We start from the raw sequence: 17,945 nt of genomic DNA on the forward strand, positions 1-17,945 counted from the left end.
AGTCATCCGGGCTGATAAATCATATCCAGCCCGATGAGAAATGGCTGTCAGGCCACTCATTCCAAGCAAGCACAGCGCAGAAATATGCTGTGCTTTTTACTTTGGATTAATTGCTTTGATAAATGTCTTTGTATAAACGACTTTCAAACCGCACCAGAGGCACCCGGCGCGAGCGCTGGTCTTCCGGCGGAACGGCGTAACCGGAAAGGAATTGAACGAACGCCATCCGCTGGCCACTTGCCGTGGTAATGAAACCAGCCAGATTATAAACGCCTTGCAATGCGCCGGTTTTCGCGGAAACTTTACCATTCACACCTGCTTCATGTAATCCGCCCCGATAGCGTAACGTTCCGTCATAACCTGCAAGCGGCAGCATCGTAATATAATTCAGTTCCTGATCGTGCTGAGCGATATATTGTAATACCTGCATCATGGTTGCCGGAGAGATCAGATTGTGGCGCGATAGGCCTGAACCATCGACAACGATGCTGTTACCCAGATCGATTCCCGCTTTCTGACGCAATATTTGACGCACGGCGTCAGCCCCGGCACGCCAGGTGCCCGGCACATTGAAGCGTTCATGCCCGATAGTGCGGAAGACCGTATCCGCAATCATGTTGTCCGATTTTTTCAGCATGACGGTCAGTAGATCATGCAATGGCGCGGATTGGGTCTGCGATAACACTGTACCGGCGGGGCCCGGTTGAGTCTGGCGGCGCAAATTGCCTTTGATTCTGATATCCGCCTGTTGAAGCTCATCTTTTACAATGGCCCCGGCGTAACTGGCCCCATCCTGAATGGCAAACGCGAGTGGCAGCGGTTCAGCCCGCTGAGTCAGGCAACCGGTTAGCGTAAAACGATTCAGTTCTCCCGGCACAACGTCCAGTTCGCAGTATTGCGCGTCTGGAGAGCCTTTTGCCAAGGTGCGTACTTCACTGAACATTTGTACCGGATAGTAAGAAGCCACGCGGATAAACGCGTTATCGCCAGCTTTGGGCGCGCCATAGAGAGAAACGGAGAAGCAGTTGCGATCGACAATCGCCGCGGAAGGCGGCGCGCTGAAACACTGCGTCATGTCGTTCCATGGCCAGCCTGGTGCTTTGTCATGGCTGGCGAACACTGATGTGTCGATCATGACGTCCCCCGCAATTTCCTGTATGCCACGCTTTCTTAATTCCAGCACCATATTGCGTATTTGCTGGCGCTTCAGAGTAGGATCGCCGCTGAAGCGGACGATCAGATCGCCACGTAATATCCCGTTACTGACGGCCTCATGGCTTTCCATTGTGGTCACAAAACGGTAGTCTGGGCCTAACTGGAGTAGTGCCGCCAATGCGGTTATCACCTTTTGCGTACTGGCGGGTAGCGCCATTTGTTGGCTGTTAAAGGCCATTGCCGGTGTGGTCGCCCCGATTTTTTGCACAACCAGCGCTAGATTGGCGCCATCAGGCAAATATTGGATGTGATCTTCAACAGTCGCTGCATTGGCATGCAGAATAAAAGCGCAGGCAAGTCCGGTAACAATCGATGAAAAACGCATAATCTCAGCTAACAACAGGGTAACGTGTGGTCATACTACGGCGCAACACGGTCTAAAGTAAACGATGACCCTCATGGAACTCTGGGTTAAAATACGTATCAAAATGCAAAATCGATACCGGCCTGGACAGTTTGTTCCGGGACTGGTTGCTTTTGTTTTACGCCCGGAAAGCGCTGTCGTGCGCAGACACGATGCCGTATTTAATTTTTAACAGTCAGGATGACAACGACTTTGTAAGTCTAACGGATTTTTTTAGAGGTATAGACAATATGAAACAGTTTCCGATGACGTTGCGTGGCGCGGAAAAATTACGCGAAGAGCTTGAGTATTTAAAATCAGTTCGTCGGCCCGAGATTATCGCCGCGATTGCTGAAGCCCGCGAGCACGGTGATTTGAAAGAAAATGCGGAGTACCATGCAGCGCGTGAACAACAGGGTTTTTGTGAAGGTCGAATTCAGGATATCGAAGCTAAACTCTCTAATGCTCAGGTTATCGATGTAACGAAAATGTCCTCAAACGGTCGTGTGATCTTTGGCGCGACGGTGACCGTCATGAATCTGGATAATGAAGAAGAGCAGACTTATCGTATCGTCGGTGACGATGAGGCGGATTTTAAACAAAATCTGATTTCTGTTAATTCCCCGATTGCCCGCGGTTTGATTGGCAAAGAGGAAGACGATGTGGTGGTTATCAATACGCCGGGCGGTGATGTTGAATATGAGATCATCAAGGTTGAATATTTGTAATTTTTTCTGGATTGGCGATTAAAACAGCAAAGTTTGTAAAGAAAAGAAAAAGGCCGCTCGCGGCCTTTTCTCTAACAGGCAGGCATGGCACCTTTCCGTTAAAACAGCTTATGTTGAAATAAAAATTGCTATCGTGGTAACACAATTTTACGTTCTTTTGTCGGACGATAAAGTACCAGCGTATGGCCGATGACCTGAACGTTATTGGCGCCGGTTTCGCGAACAATTGCTTCAACTATCAAAGCCTTGGTTTCGCGATCTTCGGTAGCGATTTTTACTTTGATCAGTTCGTGATGCTCCAAAGCCTGTTCGATCTCAGCCAGAACACCTTCGGTGAGGCCATTATTGCCCAGCATGACAACCGGTTTTAACGGATGCGCCAGACCTTTCAGGTGTTGTTTTTGTTTGTTACTTAGGTTCATTGTCTTTTTTGCTTAGGTTGGGATTGAAAACGGGTCATTCTACCGCCATCTCATGATTATAACCAATCTCACGATGTCGATTGGAGATATGTGAGAAGAGAAAAATGCAGGGAAAGAAATAGTAAAGTGTTCCCCGCGTCCGCGCGGATAAACCGTTTCCACTCACCGAGAGCGTCTTACAAGAATAGTTGGAAAACAGATGGCTAATAAGAAGCGTTCTGCTAGCTCCAGTCGCTGGTTGCAGGAACACTTTAGCGATAAATATGTGCAACAGGCGCAGAAAAAGGGACTCCGCTCACGAGCTTGGTTTAAACTTGATGAAATACAGCAGAGCGACAAACTGTTCAGACCGGGTATGACCGTGGTTGATTTAGGCGCCGCGCCGGGTGGCTGGTCGCAGTATGTGGTGACGCAGATCGGCGGACAAGGCCGTATCATTGCCTGCGATATTTTACCGATGGATCCTATTGTTGGTGTCGATTTCCTTCAAGGTGATTTTCGTGATGAATTGGTCCTCAAAGCGTTGCTGGAGAGAGTGGGGGATAACAAGGTTCAGGTGGTGATGTCCGACATGGCCCCGAACATGAGTGGTACACCGGCGGTTGATATCCCGAAATCGATGTATCTGGTTGAATTAGCGCTTGAAATGTGTCGGGATGTATTAGCGCCAGGCGGAAGTTTCCTGGTGAAAGTGTTTCAGGGAGAGGGTTTTGATGAATACCTGCGGGAAATTCGTTCCCTGTTTACGAAGGTGAAGATTCGTAAGCCAGATGCTTCGCGCGCCAGGTCGCGTGAAGTGTATATTGTAGCGACAGGGCGCAAACTGTAGTACCCTAACGCTGTTTTTTAACACAGTTGTAATATGAGGTTAATCCCTTGAGTGACATGGCGAAAAACCTGATTCTCTGGTTAGTCATCGCAGTAGTGCTGATGTCCGTATTCCAGAGCTTCGGGCCCAGCGAGTCGAATGGCCGTAGGGTGGATTATTCAACCTTCTTGACTGAAGTGAATCAGGATCAGGTCCGTGAAGCACGTATTAACGGGCGTGAAGTTAGTGTTATCAAAAAAGATAGCAACCGATACACGACTTATATTCCTGTCAATGATCCCAAGCTACTGGATAACCTGCTAACGAAGAATGTGAAAGTCGTTGGAGAACCACCGGAAGAACCAAGCCTGCTGGCTTCGATCTTCATTTCCTGGTTCCCAATGCTGCTATTGATTGGTGTCTGGATCTTCTTCATGCGTCAAATGCAAGGCGGTGGCGGTAAAGGCGCCATGTCTTTTGGCAAAAGCAAGGCCCGGATGCTGACGGAAGATCAGATCAAAACGACTTTTGCTGACGTAGCGGGTTGTGACGAAGCAAAAGAAGAAGTAAGCGAACTGGTCGAGTATTTACGTGAGCCAAGCCGTTTCCAGAAACTGGGCGGCAAGATACCGAAAGGTATCCTGATGGTCGGGCCGCCGGGTACGGGTAAAACGTTGCTGGCAAAAGCTATCGCCGGTGAAGCGAAAGTACCTTTCTTTACTATTTCTGGTTCTGATTTCGTTGAAATGTTCGTCGGTGTCGGTGCTTCCCGTGTTCGCGACATGTTTGAGCAGGCCAAGAAAGCGGCGCCTTGCATCATCTTTATCGACGAAATCGATGCGGTAGGTCGTCAGCGTGGCGCGGGTCTGGGCGGTGGCCACGATGAGCGTGAGCAGACGCTGAATCAGATGCTGGTTGAAATGGATGGGTTTGAAGGCAACGAAGGCATTATTGTCATCGCCGCGACTAACCGTCCCGATGTACTCGACCCTGCGTTACTGCGTCCAGGCCGTTTTGACCGTCAGGTAGTTGTTGGCTTACCCGATGTGCGAGGCCGTGAGCAGATTCTGAAAGTACATATGCGTCGAGTGCCTTTGTCGCCAGATATTGATGCCTCTGTGATCGCGCGTGGTACGCCGGGTTTTTCCGGTGCGGATTTGGCTAACCTGGTCAATGAAGCGGCATTGTTCGCCGCACGCGGTAACAAGCGCGTTGTGTCGATGGTCGAGTTTGAAAAAGCGAAAGACAAAATCATGATGGGCGCTGAGCGCCGTTCTATGGTGATGACCGAGCAACAGAAAGAATCAACGGCTTATCACGAAGCAGGACACGCGATTATTGGTCGTCTGGTTCCTGAACACGATCCGGTGCATAAAGTGACGATTATTCCACGTGGCCGTGCGTTGGGTGTGACGTTCTTCCTGCCGGAAGGCGATGCGATCAGCGCCAGTCGTCAGAAGCTGGAAAGCCAGATTTCCACCCTGTACGGCGGTCGTCTGGCCGAAGAAATTATCTATGGTGCGGAAAAGGTTTCGACCGGTGCGTCGAATGACATTAAGGTAGCAACATCCATTGCACGCAATATGGTCACACAGTGGGGCTTCTCTGAAAAACTGGGGCCGTTGCTGTATGCCGAAGAAGAAGGCGAAGTGTTCCTGGGGCGTTCCGTTGCGAAAGCCAAACATATGTCTGATGAAACGGCCAGAATCATTGATCAGGAAGTGAAATCCCTGATTGAGCGGAATTATGTGCGTGCGCGTGAGTTGCTGATGGCAAACATGGACATATTGCATTCAATGAAAGACGCGTTGATGAAATATGAAACCATCGATGCCCCGCAGATTGATGATCTGATGGCGCGTAAAGATGTTCGCCCGCCGGCAGGCTGGGAGGAGTCTGGCTCGGATAGTAATTCTGATAACGGCGGTTCGCCAAAGGCGCCAACGCCAGTTGATGAACCCAATACCCCAAATCCGGGTAATACGATGTCAGAACAACTGAGCGATAAATAACGCGTCAGATTATATTTTGTTGCACGTAGTGTTTCTGCAAACCCCGGCTTAAAAGCTGGGGTTTTTTACTAATGAGTTTGCTGGAAAACGTTTAAGATAAGCCCTTGATGTCGAGGAATATGTCATGCAATTAATTGCCAGAGGGTCAATCCTGGATCTGTCTCGCCCCAATGTTATGGGCATTCTCAATGTTACACCTGATTCATTCTCTGATGGCGGCAAACACAACACTGTAGAGGCCGCGTTATATCATGCTCAGGAGATGATTGCCGCTGGCGCCACATTAATCGATATCGGCGGTGAATCGACTCGCCCTGGTGCTGATGATGTGAGTATCGAAGAGGAACTGGCGCGTGTAGTACCGGTGGTTGAAGCGTTGTCCGCACGTTTTGATGTATGGATTTCCGTCGATACCTCAAAGCCGGAGGTCATTACTGCCTCTGCTCAAGCCGGTGCGCACCTGATCAATGATATTCGATCGCTGCAAGAGCCGGGTGCTTTAGAAGCGGCGGCGGCAACGGGGCTGCCAGTCTGTCTGATGCACATGCAAGGGGGGCCGAAAACCATGCAGCATGATCCCCATTATGACGATTTGATGGCGGAAATCGGGGCGTTTTTACAACAGCATATCGATCGTTGCGTGAACGGCAATATTCCGAAAAATAAGCTATTACTTGATCCCGGCTTCGGCTTTGGTAAGAATTTGGCCCATAATTACGAGCTTCTGGCCCGGCTGGGGGAATTGCATCGCTTTGGACTGCCGTTGCTGGTGGGGATGTCCAGAAAATCCATGATTGGTCAACTACTTAAGGTGCCGCCATTACAACGCGTCCAGGGCAGCGTGGCGTGTGCGGTGATTGCTGCGATGCAAGGCGCGCAAATCATCCGCGTGCATGATGTAAAAGAAACCGTTGATGCCATGCGCATTGTTGAAGCGACGCTTGCAGCAAAGGAATAAAAACAACTATGAGTAATCGCAAATATTTTGGGACGGACGGCGTACGCGGCAAAGTTGGCGATACACCGATAACGCCTGACTTTGTGCTGAAACTTGGCTGGGCGGCGGGTAAGGTCTTGGCGCGCCACGGTTCCCGTAAGATCATTATCGGTAAGGACACCCGAATTTCCGGCTATATGCTGGAGTCTGCTCTTGAAGCGGGGCTGGCGGCAGCCGGTTTGTCCGCTTCTTTTACGGGACCGATGCCGACACCCGCGGTTGCTTACCTGACTCGTACCTTCAGGGCTGAAGCCGGGATCGTTATCTCTGCTTCACACAATCCTTACTATGATAACGGTATTAAATTCTTCTCTATTGACGGTACCAAATTGCCCGATGAGGTGGAAGAAGCCATTGAAGCCGAGATGGAAAAACCGTTGACCTGTGTGGAGTCCGCGGAATTAGGGAAGGCAAACCGTATTGTCGATGCGGCAGGTCGTTACATCGAATTTTGTAAAGGTACGTTTCCCAGCGAACTCAGTCTCAGCGGCTTGAAAATCGTGGTTGACTGTGCGAACGGCGCCACATACCACATTGCGCCAAGTGTGTTGCGCGAACTGGGCGCCAAAGTGATTTCCATTGGTTGTGAACCGGATGGAATGAACATCAATGAAGAATGCGGTGCGACGGATGTCAGACAGCTACAGGCCCGCGTTTTGGCTGAGAAAGCGGATGTTGGACTGGCATTTGATGGCGATGGCGATCGTCTGATTATGGTTGACCACCAGGGTAACAAAGTAGATGGCGACCAGATTCTGTACATCATTGCCCGTGAAGGTTTGCGTCAGGGACAATTGCGCGGCGGCGCGGTGGGCACGCTGATGAGCAACATGGGCCTGGAGCTGGCGTTAAAGCAACTGGGCATTCCTTTTGCCCGCGCCAAAGTCGGTGATCGTTATGTGCTGGAAATGATGCAGGCAAGAGGATGGCGTATCGGGGCCGAGAACTCCGGCCACGTGATTCTGCTGGATAAAACCACGACGGGCGACGGCGTGATCGCCGGTTTACAAGTGCTGACGGCGATGGTCAGAAACCACATGAGTCTGCATGACTTATGCAGCGGCATGACACTTTTTCCGCAGATTTTGGTTAATGTGCGTTTCTCTGGCGAACACGATCCGCTGGAGGATAAAACCGTGCAGCAGGTGACTCAGGATGTCGAAAAAGATCTCACTGGACGAGGACGTGTTCTGTTACGTAAATCGGGTACTGAACCGCTGATTCGCGTCATGGTTGAAGGTGAAAATGAAGCAACGGTAATTGAATTTGCGAATCGGATTGCGGATGCGGTAAAGGCAGTGGGTTAAAGGGCGTTAAACCCTGTCAAACAAATACATAGGGCTTTCGGTTATTATCATATGCTGAAAGCCGCTGTTTTTTTCTTCAATCAGCAAACGACGGTCAAATTACCCTTGCGTACTCTACAGCCTTTGGTTAGTATTCAGACCCGCTTGATATGGGATGAGTGTTCATTCGATTTAGCGGATTAGACGCGGTTTACCGCAAGAATATAGCATTCTCCATTGATTATGGGGAAAACGGTCACAGGTACAACTATGTACGAAGCTCTTTTAGTCATTTTCCTGTTAGTAGCGATCGGCCTTGTTGTCTTGATTATGCTGCAACAAGGTAAAGGTGCTGATATGGGCGCTTCGTTCGGAGCAGGTGCTTCTGCCACTTTGTTCGGTTCGAGCGGCTCCGGTAACTTTATGACTCGCCTGACGGCGATACTGGCGGCATTGTTCTTCATCATCAGCCTGGTGCTGGGAAATATGAGTTCATTGCAGAAGAAAGGCAGCGCCTGGGATAACCTGAGCCAGCCAGAGAACGCGGAGCAAACGACAACGCCTGCCGCGCCTGCTGCACCAGCCAGCGATATTCCGCAGTAATGGTTTGAAGTATTAACGATAGTCGTTACTGTGCAAAAGTTATTTTGATGCCGAGGTGGTGGAATTGGTAGACACGCTACCTTGAGGTGGTAGTGCCCGATTGGGCTTACGGGTTCAAGTCCCGTCCTCGGTACCAATACAGAATCAATAGACGTCGATGGACGTCTATTTTTTTGTATACAATAAAGCGGCATTGTTTATTTTCTGTGATGCAGCCCTGGATTGACAACCACACCGACTCAAAACGCTCCCGGAAAATCGGGGCGGTTCAGGTACGCCTCACTACAGCGTAGCCTTAACGCTGCCATTTATTCTCTTTGAGAACTATCACAACTTACGCATCTGCGACTTATAAACCTGACTTTATTTACCGACAATGGAATCCCCCAGGGCTGACAGAGGAGTGCTTATGCTCGCTGAAGACGCCATTACGAACATTCCAGGATGGAACACATTTCCCGCCCCTTTACAGCAGTCTTTGTGTCGTAAGACACGCATCCGATGCGAAAAAGCGGGCAGCATTGTGTTTCATCAGGGCGCTGATGTCGAAGTGATTGCCTGGACGCTAAAAGGCCATCTCTTCACGAGTGTCCATCACGCTAACGGAAACCAGACGCTGCTGAGTCATGTTCCGGTTGGCCGTCTGATCCTGTTTAATTTTATCTGGAAAAATGCGCCGCTGGATCGCAATTTTATCGCTATGACCGATGTAGCTCTGCTCATCCTGCCCCGCGCCAGTGCCATCCATTTACTAGCCCAGCACGATGAGCTAAAAATGCAAGTTATCGATTCCATTACCGAGCGGCTCAATGATCTGGACAGAGTAATATACACCCATAAAGTCGCCTCACGTGAGGCCAGCATCGCGGCTTTTCTGGTAGATTGCGAAGAAGGCCAGCATGGGACGCGTAACGAACACTATATTCCTTTCAGCATGCAGTTTATGGCCGAATGTCTGCGTCTTTCACGTCCGTTTGTGGCGAAAACGCTGAAACATTTTGCAGACCGGCAACTGATTGCACTCAACTATGGGCATATCGAAGTCCTGGATATTGATGGATTACGCCGTGTCGCCGCCTGTTAAATTCACCATTCATTTAATGCCTGAAATGTGAACCGTCTCGTGCATCAAATGTCAATTCTTTCCATTTCTCCGCCCCGTTACCTGCCAGGATAAGCAACCAACTTTTCTCTTTGGAGCAAAATCATGGCTATGCACGGTGAAGATTATCGTTTTGCGGCTTTAGCCCTTCCTCGGTCCCTGGATGCTTCCTTGTCCGATCCGCATATCATGACCAGAATGATGTTTTTCGTGAATCTGGTGACCACGGGCTCAATTTCATCTGCCGCGGAGCGGATGGGGATCTCCATTTCATCCGGTTCCCGCTGGCTGTCCGATCTGGAAAAAGAAATTGGTTGCCTGTTGTATCGCCGCAATAACAAGGCAATGCCGCTTACCGACGCCGGAGATTATCTGTACCGCAATTTTTGTTTGATTGGCGATAAAGTCAGCCAGCTTAAGCGTGAACTCACCTATTTTTCGACCCAACGCCGCGGCACGATCCGTATCTGCTGCACACCGGTTTATGCCGAAAAGTATCTGATCCCGGTGGTGGCGAACTATCTTGCAGGCAACCAAGAAGTGAATTTTGCTGTGCAGGTTTCTGCGTTCGGCATTCAGAACTGGAAGGATCACGATATTATTATTGGCGCGGTTAACGCGCAAAGTCAGCAACGGGATCAAGAGTTACCTCTGGTGAAACGTAATCTGATCGCCGAACCTTTTGTCACCGTTGCGGCACCGCAATATCTGTTAATGAACGGCACGCCTTTGCATCCCAGAGAATTGGTTCATCACCGTTGCCTTTTCGCCAGTTCCCTGACCGGCAGTAACGACTGGTCATATGAGATTAACCATGAGCGACATTTCTTTAAAATCCCGAAATCCCTGGAGGTCTGCGACAGCACCTTATTACATAAAGCGGTGATTTCCGCAGCGGGCATTGCATATCTGCCAGAATATGTCGTGCATCGGGATATTACCAAGGGTAAGTTGGTCCCGCTATTTAAAGACATGAAAACATCAGAATGGTTACTCAATCTTTATTATCCGGCGCGCAGTCAGATTACCGAATGTGTTTCATCGTTTAAACACTATTTAATTGAACAACACAATACTATTTTTACAAAATAGCAATGTGGTTTATTAATGCTAATCAATGTGGTTTCACTCTAAATAACGATTTGCATATTTGAAAAGCTTGTTTTTATTTATGCTATTCCAGCAGCGCAGTTAGGTTGTTAATCTTATTTTAGTATGTGACTTATCCCTTACAAAAAATATTACCCGCAGTCGATTTTTTTCATAAAAAACATGCTGTCTTTTATATAAGCCAGTGAAAAAATGATTAAATTTATTAACCGGGTGAGGATTATGCAAAATACAAATAAAATTATAGCGTCAACATCCCCCCCTTCCAACACCCGCAGCAACTTTGGCGGCTGGGGTTGGAGTATGGTCGGCTTTAGTATGCTGATGTACTACAACTTTGCCGCCTGGACCGCCGATGGCCTGAACGTCATCGTGCAGAGTTTTGTCGATCTGCACGGCTGGGATTTCGCCACGCTATTATCCTTTTCCACGCCCGCGGGCTGGATCGGCGTTATCGGCGCCCTGATGATCGCCGAAATGATCAAACGCAGAGGAGCCAAAATCGTCGCCATCGTCGGTTTGCTGGCGCTCGGTCTGACCATGATCTGGTTTGGTCGCGTGACCTCCTATATGGAATATGCCATTGGCCTCGCGCTCATGAACCTGCTGGCGACCGGTTGTTGTTTTAACGTGCCTGCCACGTTGCTCAACAGTTGGTTTCCACGCAAAAAAGGCCTTGCCCTGGGCTGGGCGACGATGGGGATGTCATTTTGTACCGCGACGCTCATTCCCATCATGTTTTTCCTGTTCGAACGTTTTGGCGTGCCGGGCGCCTATGGTGTGGTTGGCGGAGCGCTGATCACCCTCGGCGTCATTTCTATCTTCTGGATCCGCAACACGCCGGAAGAATTGGGACTGTATCCAGATAATGAACCTATCTCGCGCGAGCAGCAGGCGGCTAACCTTGCGGCGCAAGTTGATTATCAAAGTCCATTTACTTACCGCGTGCTGTTTCGTGATAGAGATATGTGGTTGATTTCCGTTGGTTTCGGCCTGCTGTGGCTGGTGGATATCGGTGTGGTCAGTCAGCTTATTCCACGTTTGATCTCCGTCGGTTATGAGAAAGAGACTGCTGTCTGGATGTTTACCAGCGCTGCGCTGATCTGCGCCATTTTCAGCTACTTCTGGGGCTGGATGGACGTGAAGATCGGTACCCGTAAAGCCAGTATCGCCTATGCATTCTTTTTCGCGCTAACTCATGCTTGCATGCTCGTCCGTGGTAGCAACCTCTTTACGTATTTCACCTTGTTGATGGTCGGCGCCAGCATCGCCGGGATAAAAGAACTGTGTACGTCAATGGTCGGTACCGTTTATGGACGTTATGACTTTGCCGCGGCCAACCGACTGGTTTCGACCATCGCTTGTTTATTCCGCGTCAGTTGCTTTGCGGTTGTCGCCGTCAGCCTTAAATATACCGGTGATTACGACGCCGCTTATATCTCTTTTATTGGTCTCGATATTATCGCTGCCGTACTCATCTTCATGATTAGGGATCAATGTAAAGGAAAGGAAGATATTTCCATCGCGTAATGACGTATTAACAGATTTTATTCAGGGCCAACACCATGCTGGAAAAAGAGCAAATATCAGCGCAACAGGCAGCTGCAATGATCGAAGATGGAATGACGATTATGATCGGCGGATTTATGGCAGTCGGTACGCCGGAAAATATTATTGATGCGCTCATCACCAGGGGCGTGCGTCATTTAACTATTATTGCCAACGATACCGGTTTTATCGATCGCGGGATCGGCAAACTCGTGGTGAATAAGCAGGTAAAAAAGATTATTGCCTCGCATATTGGTCTCAACCCGGAAACCGGCAAGCAAATATCCCGTGCAGATCTGGAAGCCGAACTGGTTCCGCAAGGAACGCTGGTGGAGCGTATCCGGGCCGGCGGCGCTGGGTTGGGGGGCGTACTCACTCGAACTGGTCTTGGCACTGTAGTGGCGGAAAAGAAGCAGCAGGTGATGATTGACGGCCAGTCATGGCTGCTGGAACGACCGTTGCAGGCAGATGTCGCGCTGATCCGCTGTTCCATTGCTGACCGGGCTGGCAATGCAATGTTTAACAAGACCACCAAAAACTTCAACCCCGTGATGGCAACCGCCGCCCGTGTGGTGATTGCAGAGTGCGAGAACATCGTACCAATGGATTGTACCGCCGCCGACCGTTACAACACGCCAGGCATCTTTATCGATTATCTGGTGAAAGGAGAATCAGGTCATGGATAAGCATGCTGTCAGGGAACGTATCGCCCGTCGGGTGGCGCAAGAACTGCATAAAGGCGATCTGGTTAACCTCGGCATCGGTCTGCCCACTCTGGTTGCCAACTATGTAGATGACCTTCTGGGCGTGATTTTTCAATCTGAAAACGGGCTGGTGGGGCTGGGCCCAATGCCGGGGAAGGAAAATATTGATGCCGATCTGACAAACGCCGGCGGACAACCCGTGACCGTCGTTCCCGGTGCGGCATTTTTTGATAGCGCCCTCTCATTCGCCATTATTCGCGGTGGCCACGTTGACGTCACCGTGCTGGGAGCGTTGGAGGTGGATCAGGAAGGTAATCTGGCTAACTGGATCATCCCCGGCAAGATGGTACCGGGGATGGGCGGCGCGATGGACCTGGTCAATGGTGCGAAGCGGGTCATTATCGCCATGGAACACTGCGATAAAAAAGGCCAGCCTAAAATCCTGCCGCGCTGCCAACTCCCTCTCACCGCGGTCGGTCAGGTCAATCTGATCGTGACGGAAAAAGCCGTTATTGAGGTTAACAACGGCCTGCTCCTGCGTGAAATCGCCGTGGATACCACCGTCGAAGCGGTGATTGCGCAAACCGCGGCAACACTGCGGATTTCAGAGACATTAACGCAATTTTCCTGAAAGGACAGTTCTAATGAAAGTGATCCCTGTTAGTGAAGCAAAACCCTACAGCCCGCCGTTACATCACGCGATGGTGGCCCTAAAGCTGTGCGATGCCCAACAGTTCTGGTGCGGCCTCTCACATTTTCTCCCCGGCGGCGGGGCGGAATGGGCATATGAAGACTCCCCGACCGAGAAGCTTTACATCGTACTGGAAGGTGCCATCACTATTCGTACAAAAATGGCAACCCGAGTCGTCAACAAAGGGGAGGCGGTATTTCTCGCGCCTTTTGAGGGGCGTGATGTGGTTAACCACACCAATTATCCAGCCAGCATGCTGGTCATTGCCAGCAATGCGTAATGAATAAGGAGCACACACCATGGATCAGTCCTGGGATAACAAAATAAAAGCGCTATTCAACCTGGAAAATAAAGTCGCCGTGATTACGGGGGGCGCGGGTGCGCTAGGTGAAGGCGTCGCCCGCGGTCTGGCTAACTTTGGCGTGAAAGTAGCCGTCACCGGGCGCACGCTGACAACGCTGGAAAAAACAGTGCGGCAGGTGCGGGAAGCCGGCGGCGAAGCGATTGCCATCGCCGCGGATATGACGGATGAAGAGGCCGTGAAAGTCGTGGCCGATAAGGTCATCGCCACCTGGGGAAAAGTCGATTATCTGATCAATATCGCGGGGATCGCGGTACGCCATCCGGCTGAAGCGTTCGATATCGGCGACTTCCGCAAAGTGATGGATATTAACGTCACCGGCACGTTTATTCCCTGCAAAGTATTTGGCGATGTCTTTATTAAGCAAGGATTCGGCAAGATAGTGAATACCTCCTCGGTTCGGGCTTTTGCCGGTCATCCCGGTGGCTACGCCGCTTACGGTACTTCGAAAGGCGCGATTAATCTGTTGACTAAACAACTGGCGACCGAGTGGGCAAAGTACAACATCAACGTCAATGCCGTCGCTCCGACCATTTTCTGGACACCGTTAACGCAGGAAGTTCTGGAAGATGAAAAGCTGAAAAAAATCTTCCTTGATCGTATCCCGATGGGGCGTGCCGCGATGGTGGAAGACATGGTCGGTTCGGTCGTCTATCTGTGCTCCTCTGCGGCGGATTTCATTACCGGCCAGATTATCTATATCGATGGCGGCTGCACGGCGGGCTAAGGAGAAGGGCATGAACCATCAGGTCACGCAAATTACGGTGTGTGGCGGCGGATTGATGGGCAGCGGCATTGCTCAGATCTTTGCGGCTAATGACGTCAACGTCACTATTTATGATATCGATGCCAGCGTGTATGCCGCACCGCAAACCATTCGCGCCAATATGCAACGCCTACAGGATGATGAGCGTCGAATTGAGCAAGTGCTTGCCCGTATCACTTTCAGTGACCGGCTGGCTGAGGCGATTGTCGGGGCGCAAATCGTCTTCGAATGCGTGCCGGAAAAGCTGGCGCTCAAGCAGCAGCTATTTCATGAACTGGACGCGATGTGTCCGCCTGAAACCATCCTGGCCTCCAACACATCTGTTATCAGCATCAGTGAAATCGCCCGCGACGTGCGGCATAAGCAGCGTGTGCTCGGTACTCATTTCTGGAATCCGGCATTTTTGATCCCGTTGGTGGAGGTTATTCGCACCGAATGGACGAACGAAGATGAATTTGAGCGCATGGTGTCTGTTCTCGCCTGGGCAGGAAAACGTCCGGTCAGGGTCAACAAAGATATACCGGGATTTCTGGTCAATCGTCTACAGCATGCCCTGTGGCGAGAAGCTATCTATCTGGTGGAGCAGGGTATTGCCGATGCGCAAACGGTGGACGAAGGCATTCGTTTTGGCTTCGGGCTACGCCTGCCAACGCTGGGGCCGCTGGAAAATGCCGATATGGTGGGGACTGACCTGACACTGGCTATTCACGACTATATTTTCCCTCATCTGAATAACGCCACGACGCCTTCCCCGTTGCTGCGCCAACTGGTGTCAGAAGGCAAGCTGGGCTTTAAATCCGGCGAGGGTTTCCAGTCGTGGGATGCCGCATCAATCAATGAAAGTCGTGAGCGGCTACTGAAGTATCTGCAACGCATCAATCAGATCACAGAGGAGTAATATCATGGGTAAGAAAATCTTTGTCGATTTAACACATCCTTTTAGCGCCGATACCCCTCGCTGGCCTTATTTTGATAAGCCAGTGATCGACAGCGCGCATACCATGGCGAAGGGCGGGGTATTAACTCAGAAAATTTCTTGCACCATGCATACCGGGACACACTGTGATGCGCCCCGCCATGTGATGGAAGTGGAATTTGATGGCAAAAGAGCGCGTTATACACATGAAATGCCGGTAGATGCTTATACCGGTGACGCCATTTGTCTGGAAATCAAGATCGGACGCTGGGAGCTTATTCAGCCGGAACATCTGGAAGACGCCTGCAAGCGTGCAAATATTAAAGCTGAAGAATTAGCTGGCATGGTGGTGTGCCTGAATACCGGTATGCACCGTAAATTTGATGATTCCAAAGAGTATTACCACTATTCCTGCGGCACAGGCGTCGAAGCCGGAAAATGGTTCGTCAAGCATAACGTCAAATGCGTGGCGATGGATATGCAGGCGCTTGACCACCCATTACATACGGCAATAGGCAATAATGGTGCGACACGGATGAATCTACTCGGTGCATCGGGTCGTCCGGTGACTGAAGAATATATTGAGCAGTTTGGCGAGGCGGCTTATGCGGAATTTGATAAAGATCTGTATATCAAATTGCATGGTCAGGAAGCCTATGACGCCAAGTTTGGCGATCTTGAAGCCATCGGTTGCTGGGGAACCTGGGAACCGTGCCACAAGCAGATGCTGGGCCACGGCATTGTCGGTGTGGAGAATCTCGGCGGGGATTTGGATAAAGTCGCGGGTAAACGGTTCCGATTTTTCTGTTTTCCCCTGCGCTGGTATTTAGGTGATGGTTCGATGGTGCGCTGCGTCGCGGAAATTGATGAAGACGATATTCTCGACGTACCGGACAGATCATATAGCTATGGCGGCTGTATTTAATTGAATATTAAATCACGCAAATCAATCTCAATATATATCGTCAGATAGTCATCAAATCTGTTTTATTTGCGTCATATTCCGTCACCCGGTGATTTAACTGAAAACGAATGGGCGTAAGAAAATAATCAACGCGCTGGTTCACCATTTATTTAATGATGAACCATGACGTAGCTATCGACAATATATCACTCTGTAACCCGAGGACTATTTATATGGGTATGAAGGATGTTGTCATTGTCAGCGCAGCCCGTACGCCAATTGGTTGTTTCGGTGGCGCACTAAAAGATCTCTCCGCCATCCAGTTAGGTGAATATGCCGTCTCAGCCGCGATATCGCGCGCAGCAATAAAAGCGAGCGAGGTTGATGAGGTCATTATGGGGAATGTGCTCGGCGCCGGTTTGGGCCAGAACATTGCCCGTCAGGTGGCCATTAGCGCCGGCATTCCCTTTGAAAAAAGCGCCTTTAGCGTCAGTAAAGTGTGCGGATCAGGGTTGAAAGCGGTCATTCTTGGGGCTCAGGCCATTGCCCTGGGGGATGCGGAGGTTGTGGTCGCTGGCGGCACAGAAAGTATGAGTAACACGATGTACCTCGCTTCTGCCGCTCGTTGGGGGCAACGGATGGGCGATAGCGCACTGGTAGACAGCCTGCTTAGCGACGGTTTAACAGATGCGTTTTCTGGCGAGCATATGGGCAATACCGCCGAAAATCTGGCGCAGAAATATCATCTCACCCGCGAGGCGCTGGACGCCTATGCCGCAGAAAGCCAGCAGCGGGCGGAATGGGCGCAAAAGAACGATCGCTTTGATAACGAAATCGTGCCGATCAAGATCATCAGACGTACAGAAGAACGCTGCATCAACGCCGACGAGTTCCCTCGTCACGGCACAACAGCGGAATCCCTTTCACGTCTGCGGCCAGCTTTCCGCCCGGAAGGGGTGGTCACGGCGGGAAATTCCTCCGGTATTAATGATGGCGCTGCCGCACTGGTACTGATGAGCCGGGAAAAGGCGCAGGCGTTACAGCTTCAGCCACTGGTTGTCATCCGCGCCTGGGGCGGCGGCGGCGTCGACCCGAAGATCATGGGGTACGGCCCGGTGCCGGCTACCCGGCTGGCGTTGGAGAAAGCAGGTTTGCGCGTGGAGGATCTCGACCTCATTGAGGCGAACGAAGCCTTTGCCGCACAGTCGCTGAGCGTGATGAAAGGATTGGGGCTTGATCCGCAAAAAACCAACGTCAACGGCGGCGCAATCGCGCTTGGACATCCTATTGGCGCTTCCGGCGCCCGGATTCTGGTCTCTCTGGTGTATGAAATGCAGCGCCGCCACGCGCGATACGGCCTTGCCACACTGTGTATCGGTGGCGGTATGGGCCTGGCGATAGTGGTGGAAAAAGAAGAATCTTGAGGAGT

The 17,945-nt window shown here is 50.7% G+C and carries 18 protein-coding genes and 1 tRNA gene; 17 read left to right on the top strand and 2 right to left on the bottom strand.

The genetic code is table 11. The features are described 5' to 3' along the window. Positions 1-106: 106 nt before the first annotated feature. Entirely contained in the window at positions 107-1,540 is a 1,434-nt protein-coding gene (dacB, locus tag NC856_RS07130; RefSeq protein ID WP_264089738.1) for a serine-type D-Ala-D-Ala carboxypeptidase, read from the bottom strand. Between the two features lie 269 nt (positions 1,541-1,809). On the opposite strand from dacB, the gene greA reads away from it, so the two are divergent. Then, entirely contained in the window at positions 1,810-2,286 is a 477-nt protein-coding gene (gene greA / locus NC856_RS07135; RefSeq protein ID WP_264089936.1) for a transcription elongation factor GreA, read from the top strand. Positions 2,287-2,414: 128 nt separating this feature from the next. On the opposite strand, the gene yhbY is transcribed toward greA, so the two are convergent. After that, on the bottom strand, positions 2,415-2,708 hold the full coding sequence (yhbY, locus tag NC856_RS07140) for a ribosome assembly RNA-binding protein YhbY (protein ID WP_264089739.1): 294 nt from the start codon (positions 2,706-2,708) through the stop codon (positions 2,415-2,417). A 199-nt stretch (positions 2,709-2,907) separates the two neighbouring features. Here yhbY and rlmE point away from each other — a divergent pair, with 199 nt between their 5' ends. From rlmE to NC856_RS07220, 16 genes are all read left to right on the top strand, one after another. Beyond that, on the top strand, positions 2,908-3,537 hold the full coding sequence (gene rlmE / locus NC856_RS07145) for a 23S rRNA (uridine(2552)-2'-O)-methyltransferase RlmE (RefSeq protein ID WP_264089740.1): 630 nt from the start codon (positions 2,908-2,910) through the stop codon (positions 3,535-3,537). Positions 3,538-3,593: 56 nt separating this feature from the next. Then, the gene (gene ftsH / locus NC856_RS07150) at positions 3,594-5,528 is read left to right on the top strand and encodes an ATP-dependent zinc metalloprotease FtsH (protein WP_264089741.1); all 1,935 of its coding nucleotides are present in this window, start codon (positions 3,594-3,596) and stop codon (positions 5,526-5,528) included. Between the two features lie 124 nt (positions 5,529-5,652). Further along, positions 5,653-6,486, top strand: a complete 834-nt coding sequence (gene folP / locus NC856_RS07155; RefSeq protein ID WP_264089742.1) for a dihydropteroate synthase — start codon at positions 5,653-5,655, stop codon at positions 6,484-6,486. Positions 6,487-6,494: 8 nt separating this feature from the next. Then, on the top strand, positions 6,495-7,832 hold the full coding sequence (gene glmM, locus NC856_RS07160) for a phosphoglucosamine mutase (RefSeq protein WP_264089743.1): 1,338 nt from the start codon (positions 6,495-6,497) through the stop codon (positions 7,830-7,832). A 249-nt stretch (positions 7,833-8,081) separates the two neighbouring features. Beyond that, on the top strand, positions 8,082-8,414 hold the full coding sequence (gene secG, locus NC856_RS07165; protein ID WP_264089744.1) for a preprotein translocase subunit SecG: 333 nt from the start codon (positions 8,082-8,084) through the stop codon (positions 8,412-8,414). Positions 8,415-8,463: 49 nt separating this feature from the next. Continuing rightward, positions 8,464-8,550: transfer RNA gene (locus tag NC856_RS07170), tRNA-Leu, on the top strand. Positions 8,551-8,823: 273 nt separating this feature from the next. Then, complete coding sequence (locus tag NC856_RS07175) at positions 8,824-9,498, top strand: Crp/Fnr family transcriptional regulator (RefSeq protein ID WP_264089745.1); 675 nt, start codon at positions 8,824-8,826, stop codon at positions 9,496-9,498. Positions 9,499-9,621: 123 nt separating this feature from the next. After that, entirely contained in the window at positions 9,622-10,608 is a 987-nt protein-coding gene (locus tag NC856_RS07180) for a LysR family transcriptional regulator (RefSeq protein ID WP_264089746.1), read from the top strand. Between the two features lie 240 nt (positions 10,609-10,848). Next, positions 10,849-12,156 (top strand): MFS transporter, encoded by a 1,308-nt coding sequence (locus NC856_RS07185; protein ID WP_264089747.1) that lies wholly within the window; start codon positions 10,849-10,851, stop codon positions 12,154-12,156. Positions 12,157-12,194: 38 nt separating this feature from the next. Continuing rightward, positions 12,195-12,860, top strand: coding sequence for a CoA transferase subunit A (locus NC856_RS07190; RefSeq protein WP_404802317.1), 666 nt, complete (start codon positions 12,195-12,197; stop codon positions 12,858-12,860). Then, the gene (locus tag NC856_RS07195; protein WP_264089749.1) at positions 12,853-13,509 is read left to right on the top strand and encodes a 3-oxoacid CoA-transferase subunit B; all 657 of its coding nucleotides are present in this window, start codon (positions 12,853-12,855) and stop codon (positions 13,507-13,509) included. Before NC856_RS07190 ends, NC856_RS07195 begins: the two co-directional genes overlap by 8 nt. Before the next feature lie 13 nt (positions 13,510-13,522). Continuing rightward, positions 13,523-13,849, top strand: coding sequence for a cupin domain-containing protein (locus NC856_RS07200; RefSeq protein WP_264089750.1), 327 nt, complete (start codon positions 13,523-13,525; stop codon positions 13,847-13,849). 19 nt (positions 13,850-13,868) lie between these two features. Then, on the top strand, positions 13,869-14,657 hold the full coding sequence (locus NC856_RS07205; protein ID WP_264089751.1) for an SDR family NAD(P)-dependent oxidoreductase: 789 nt from the start codon (positions 13,869-13,871) through the stop codon (positions 14,655-14,657). 10 nt (positions 14,658-14,667) lie between these two features. Then, on the top strand, positions 14,668-15,594 hold the full coding sequence (locus NC856_RS07210) for a 3-hydroxyacyl-CoA dehydrogenase family protein (RefSeq protein ID WP_264089752.1): 927 nt from the start codon (positions 14,668-14,670) through the stop codon (positions 15,592-15,594). Between the two features lie 4 nt (positions 15,595-15,598). Then, on the top strand, positions 15,599-16,537 hold the full coding sequence (locus tag NC856_RS07215) for a cyclase family protein (protein ID WP_264089753.1): 939 nt from the start codon (positions 15,599-15,601) through the stop codon (positions 16,535-16,537). Between the two features lie 212 nt (positions 16,538-16,749). Next, positions 16,750-17,940: an acetyl-CoA C-acetyltransferase gene (locus NC856_RS07220; protein WP_404802313.1), complete on the top strand. Its 1,191-nt coding sequence runs from the start codon at positions 16,750-16,752 to the stop codon at positions 17,938-17,940. Positions 17,941-17,945 lie beyond the last annotated feature (5 nt).

Origin of the sequence: Brenneria izbisi (assembly GCF_025840185.1) — a bacterium.
In the GTDB taxonomy this organism is placed as follows: domain Bacteria; phylum Pseudomonadota; class Gammaproteobacteria; order Enterobacterales; family Enterobacteriaceae; genus Brenneria; species Brenneria izbisi.

Coding starts and splice junctions, on each gene's coding strand:
- dacB (WP_264089738.1), bottom strand. CDS start 1,540: ATGCGTTTTTCATCGATTGTTACCGGACTTGCCTGCGCTTTTATTCTG.
- greA (WP_264089936.1), top strand. CDS start 1,810: ATGAAACAGTTTCCGATGACGTTGCGTGGCGCGGAAAAATTACGCGAA.
- yhbY (WP_264089739.1), bottom strand. CDS start 2,708: ATGAACCTAAGTAACAAACAAAAACAACACCTGAAAGGTCTGGCGCAT.
- rlmE (WP_264089740.1), top strand. CDS start 2,908: ATGGCTAATAAGAAGCGTTCTGCTAGCTCCAGTCGCTGGTTGCAGGAA.
- ftsH (WP_264089741.1), top strand. CDS start 3,594: ATGGCGAAAAACCTGATTCTCTGGTTAGTCATCGCAGTAGTGCTGATG.
- folP (WP_264089742.1), top strand. CDS start 5,653: ATGCAATTAATTGCCAGAGGGTCAATCCTGGATCTGTCTCGCCCCAAT.
- glmM (WP_264089743.1), top strand. CDS start 6,495: ATGAGTAATCGCAAATATTTTGGGACGGACGGCGTACGCGGCAAAGTT.
- secG (WP_264089744.1), top strand. CDS start 8,082: ATGTACGAAGCTCTTTTAGTCATTTTCCTGTTAGTAGCGATCGGCCTT.
- NC856_RS07175 (WP_264089745.1), top strand. CDS start 8,824: ATGCTCGCTGAAGACGCCATTACGAACATTCCAGGATGGAACACATTT.
- NC856_RS07180 (WP_264089746.1), top strand. CDS start 9,622: ATGGCTATGCACGGTGAAGATTATCGTTTTGCGGCTTTAGCCCTTCCT.
- NC856_RS07185 (WP_264089747.1), top strand. CDS start 10,849: ATGCAAAATACAAATAAAATTATAGCGTCAACATCCCCCCCTTCCAAC.
- NC856_RS07195 (WP_264089749.1), top strand. CDS start 12,853: ATGGATAAGCATGCTGTCAGGGAACGTATCGCCCGTCGGGTGGCGCAA.
- NC856_RS07200 (WP_264089750.1), top strand. CDS start 13,523: ATGAAAGTGATCCCTGTTAGTGAAGCAAAACCCTACAGCCCGCCGTTA.
- NC856_RS07205 (WP_264089751.1), top strand. CDS start 13,869: ATGGATCAGTCCTGGGATAACAAAATAAAAGCGCTATTCAACCTGGAA.
- NC856_RS07210 (WP_264089752.1), top strand. CDS start 14,668: ATGAACCATCAGGTCACGCAAATTACGGTGTGTGGCGGCGGATTGATG.
- NC856_RS07215 (WP_264089753.1), top strand. CDS start 15,599: ATGGGTAAGAAAATCTTTGTCGATTTAACACATCCTTTTAGCGCCGAT.
- NC856_RS07220 (WP_404802313.1), top strand. CDS start 16,750: ATGGGTATGAAGGATGTTGTCATTGTCAGCGCAGCCCGTACGCCAATT.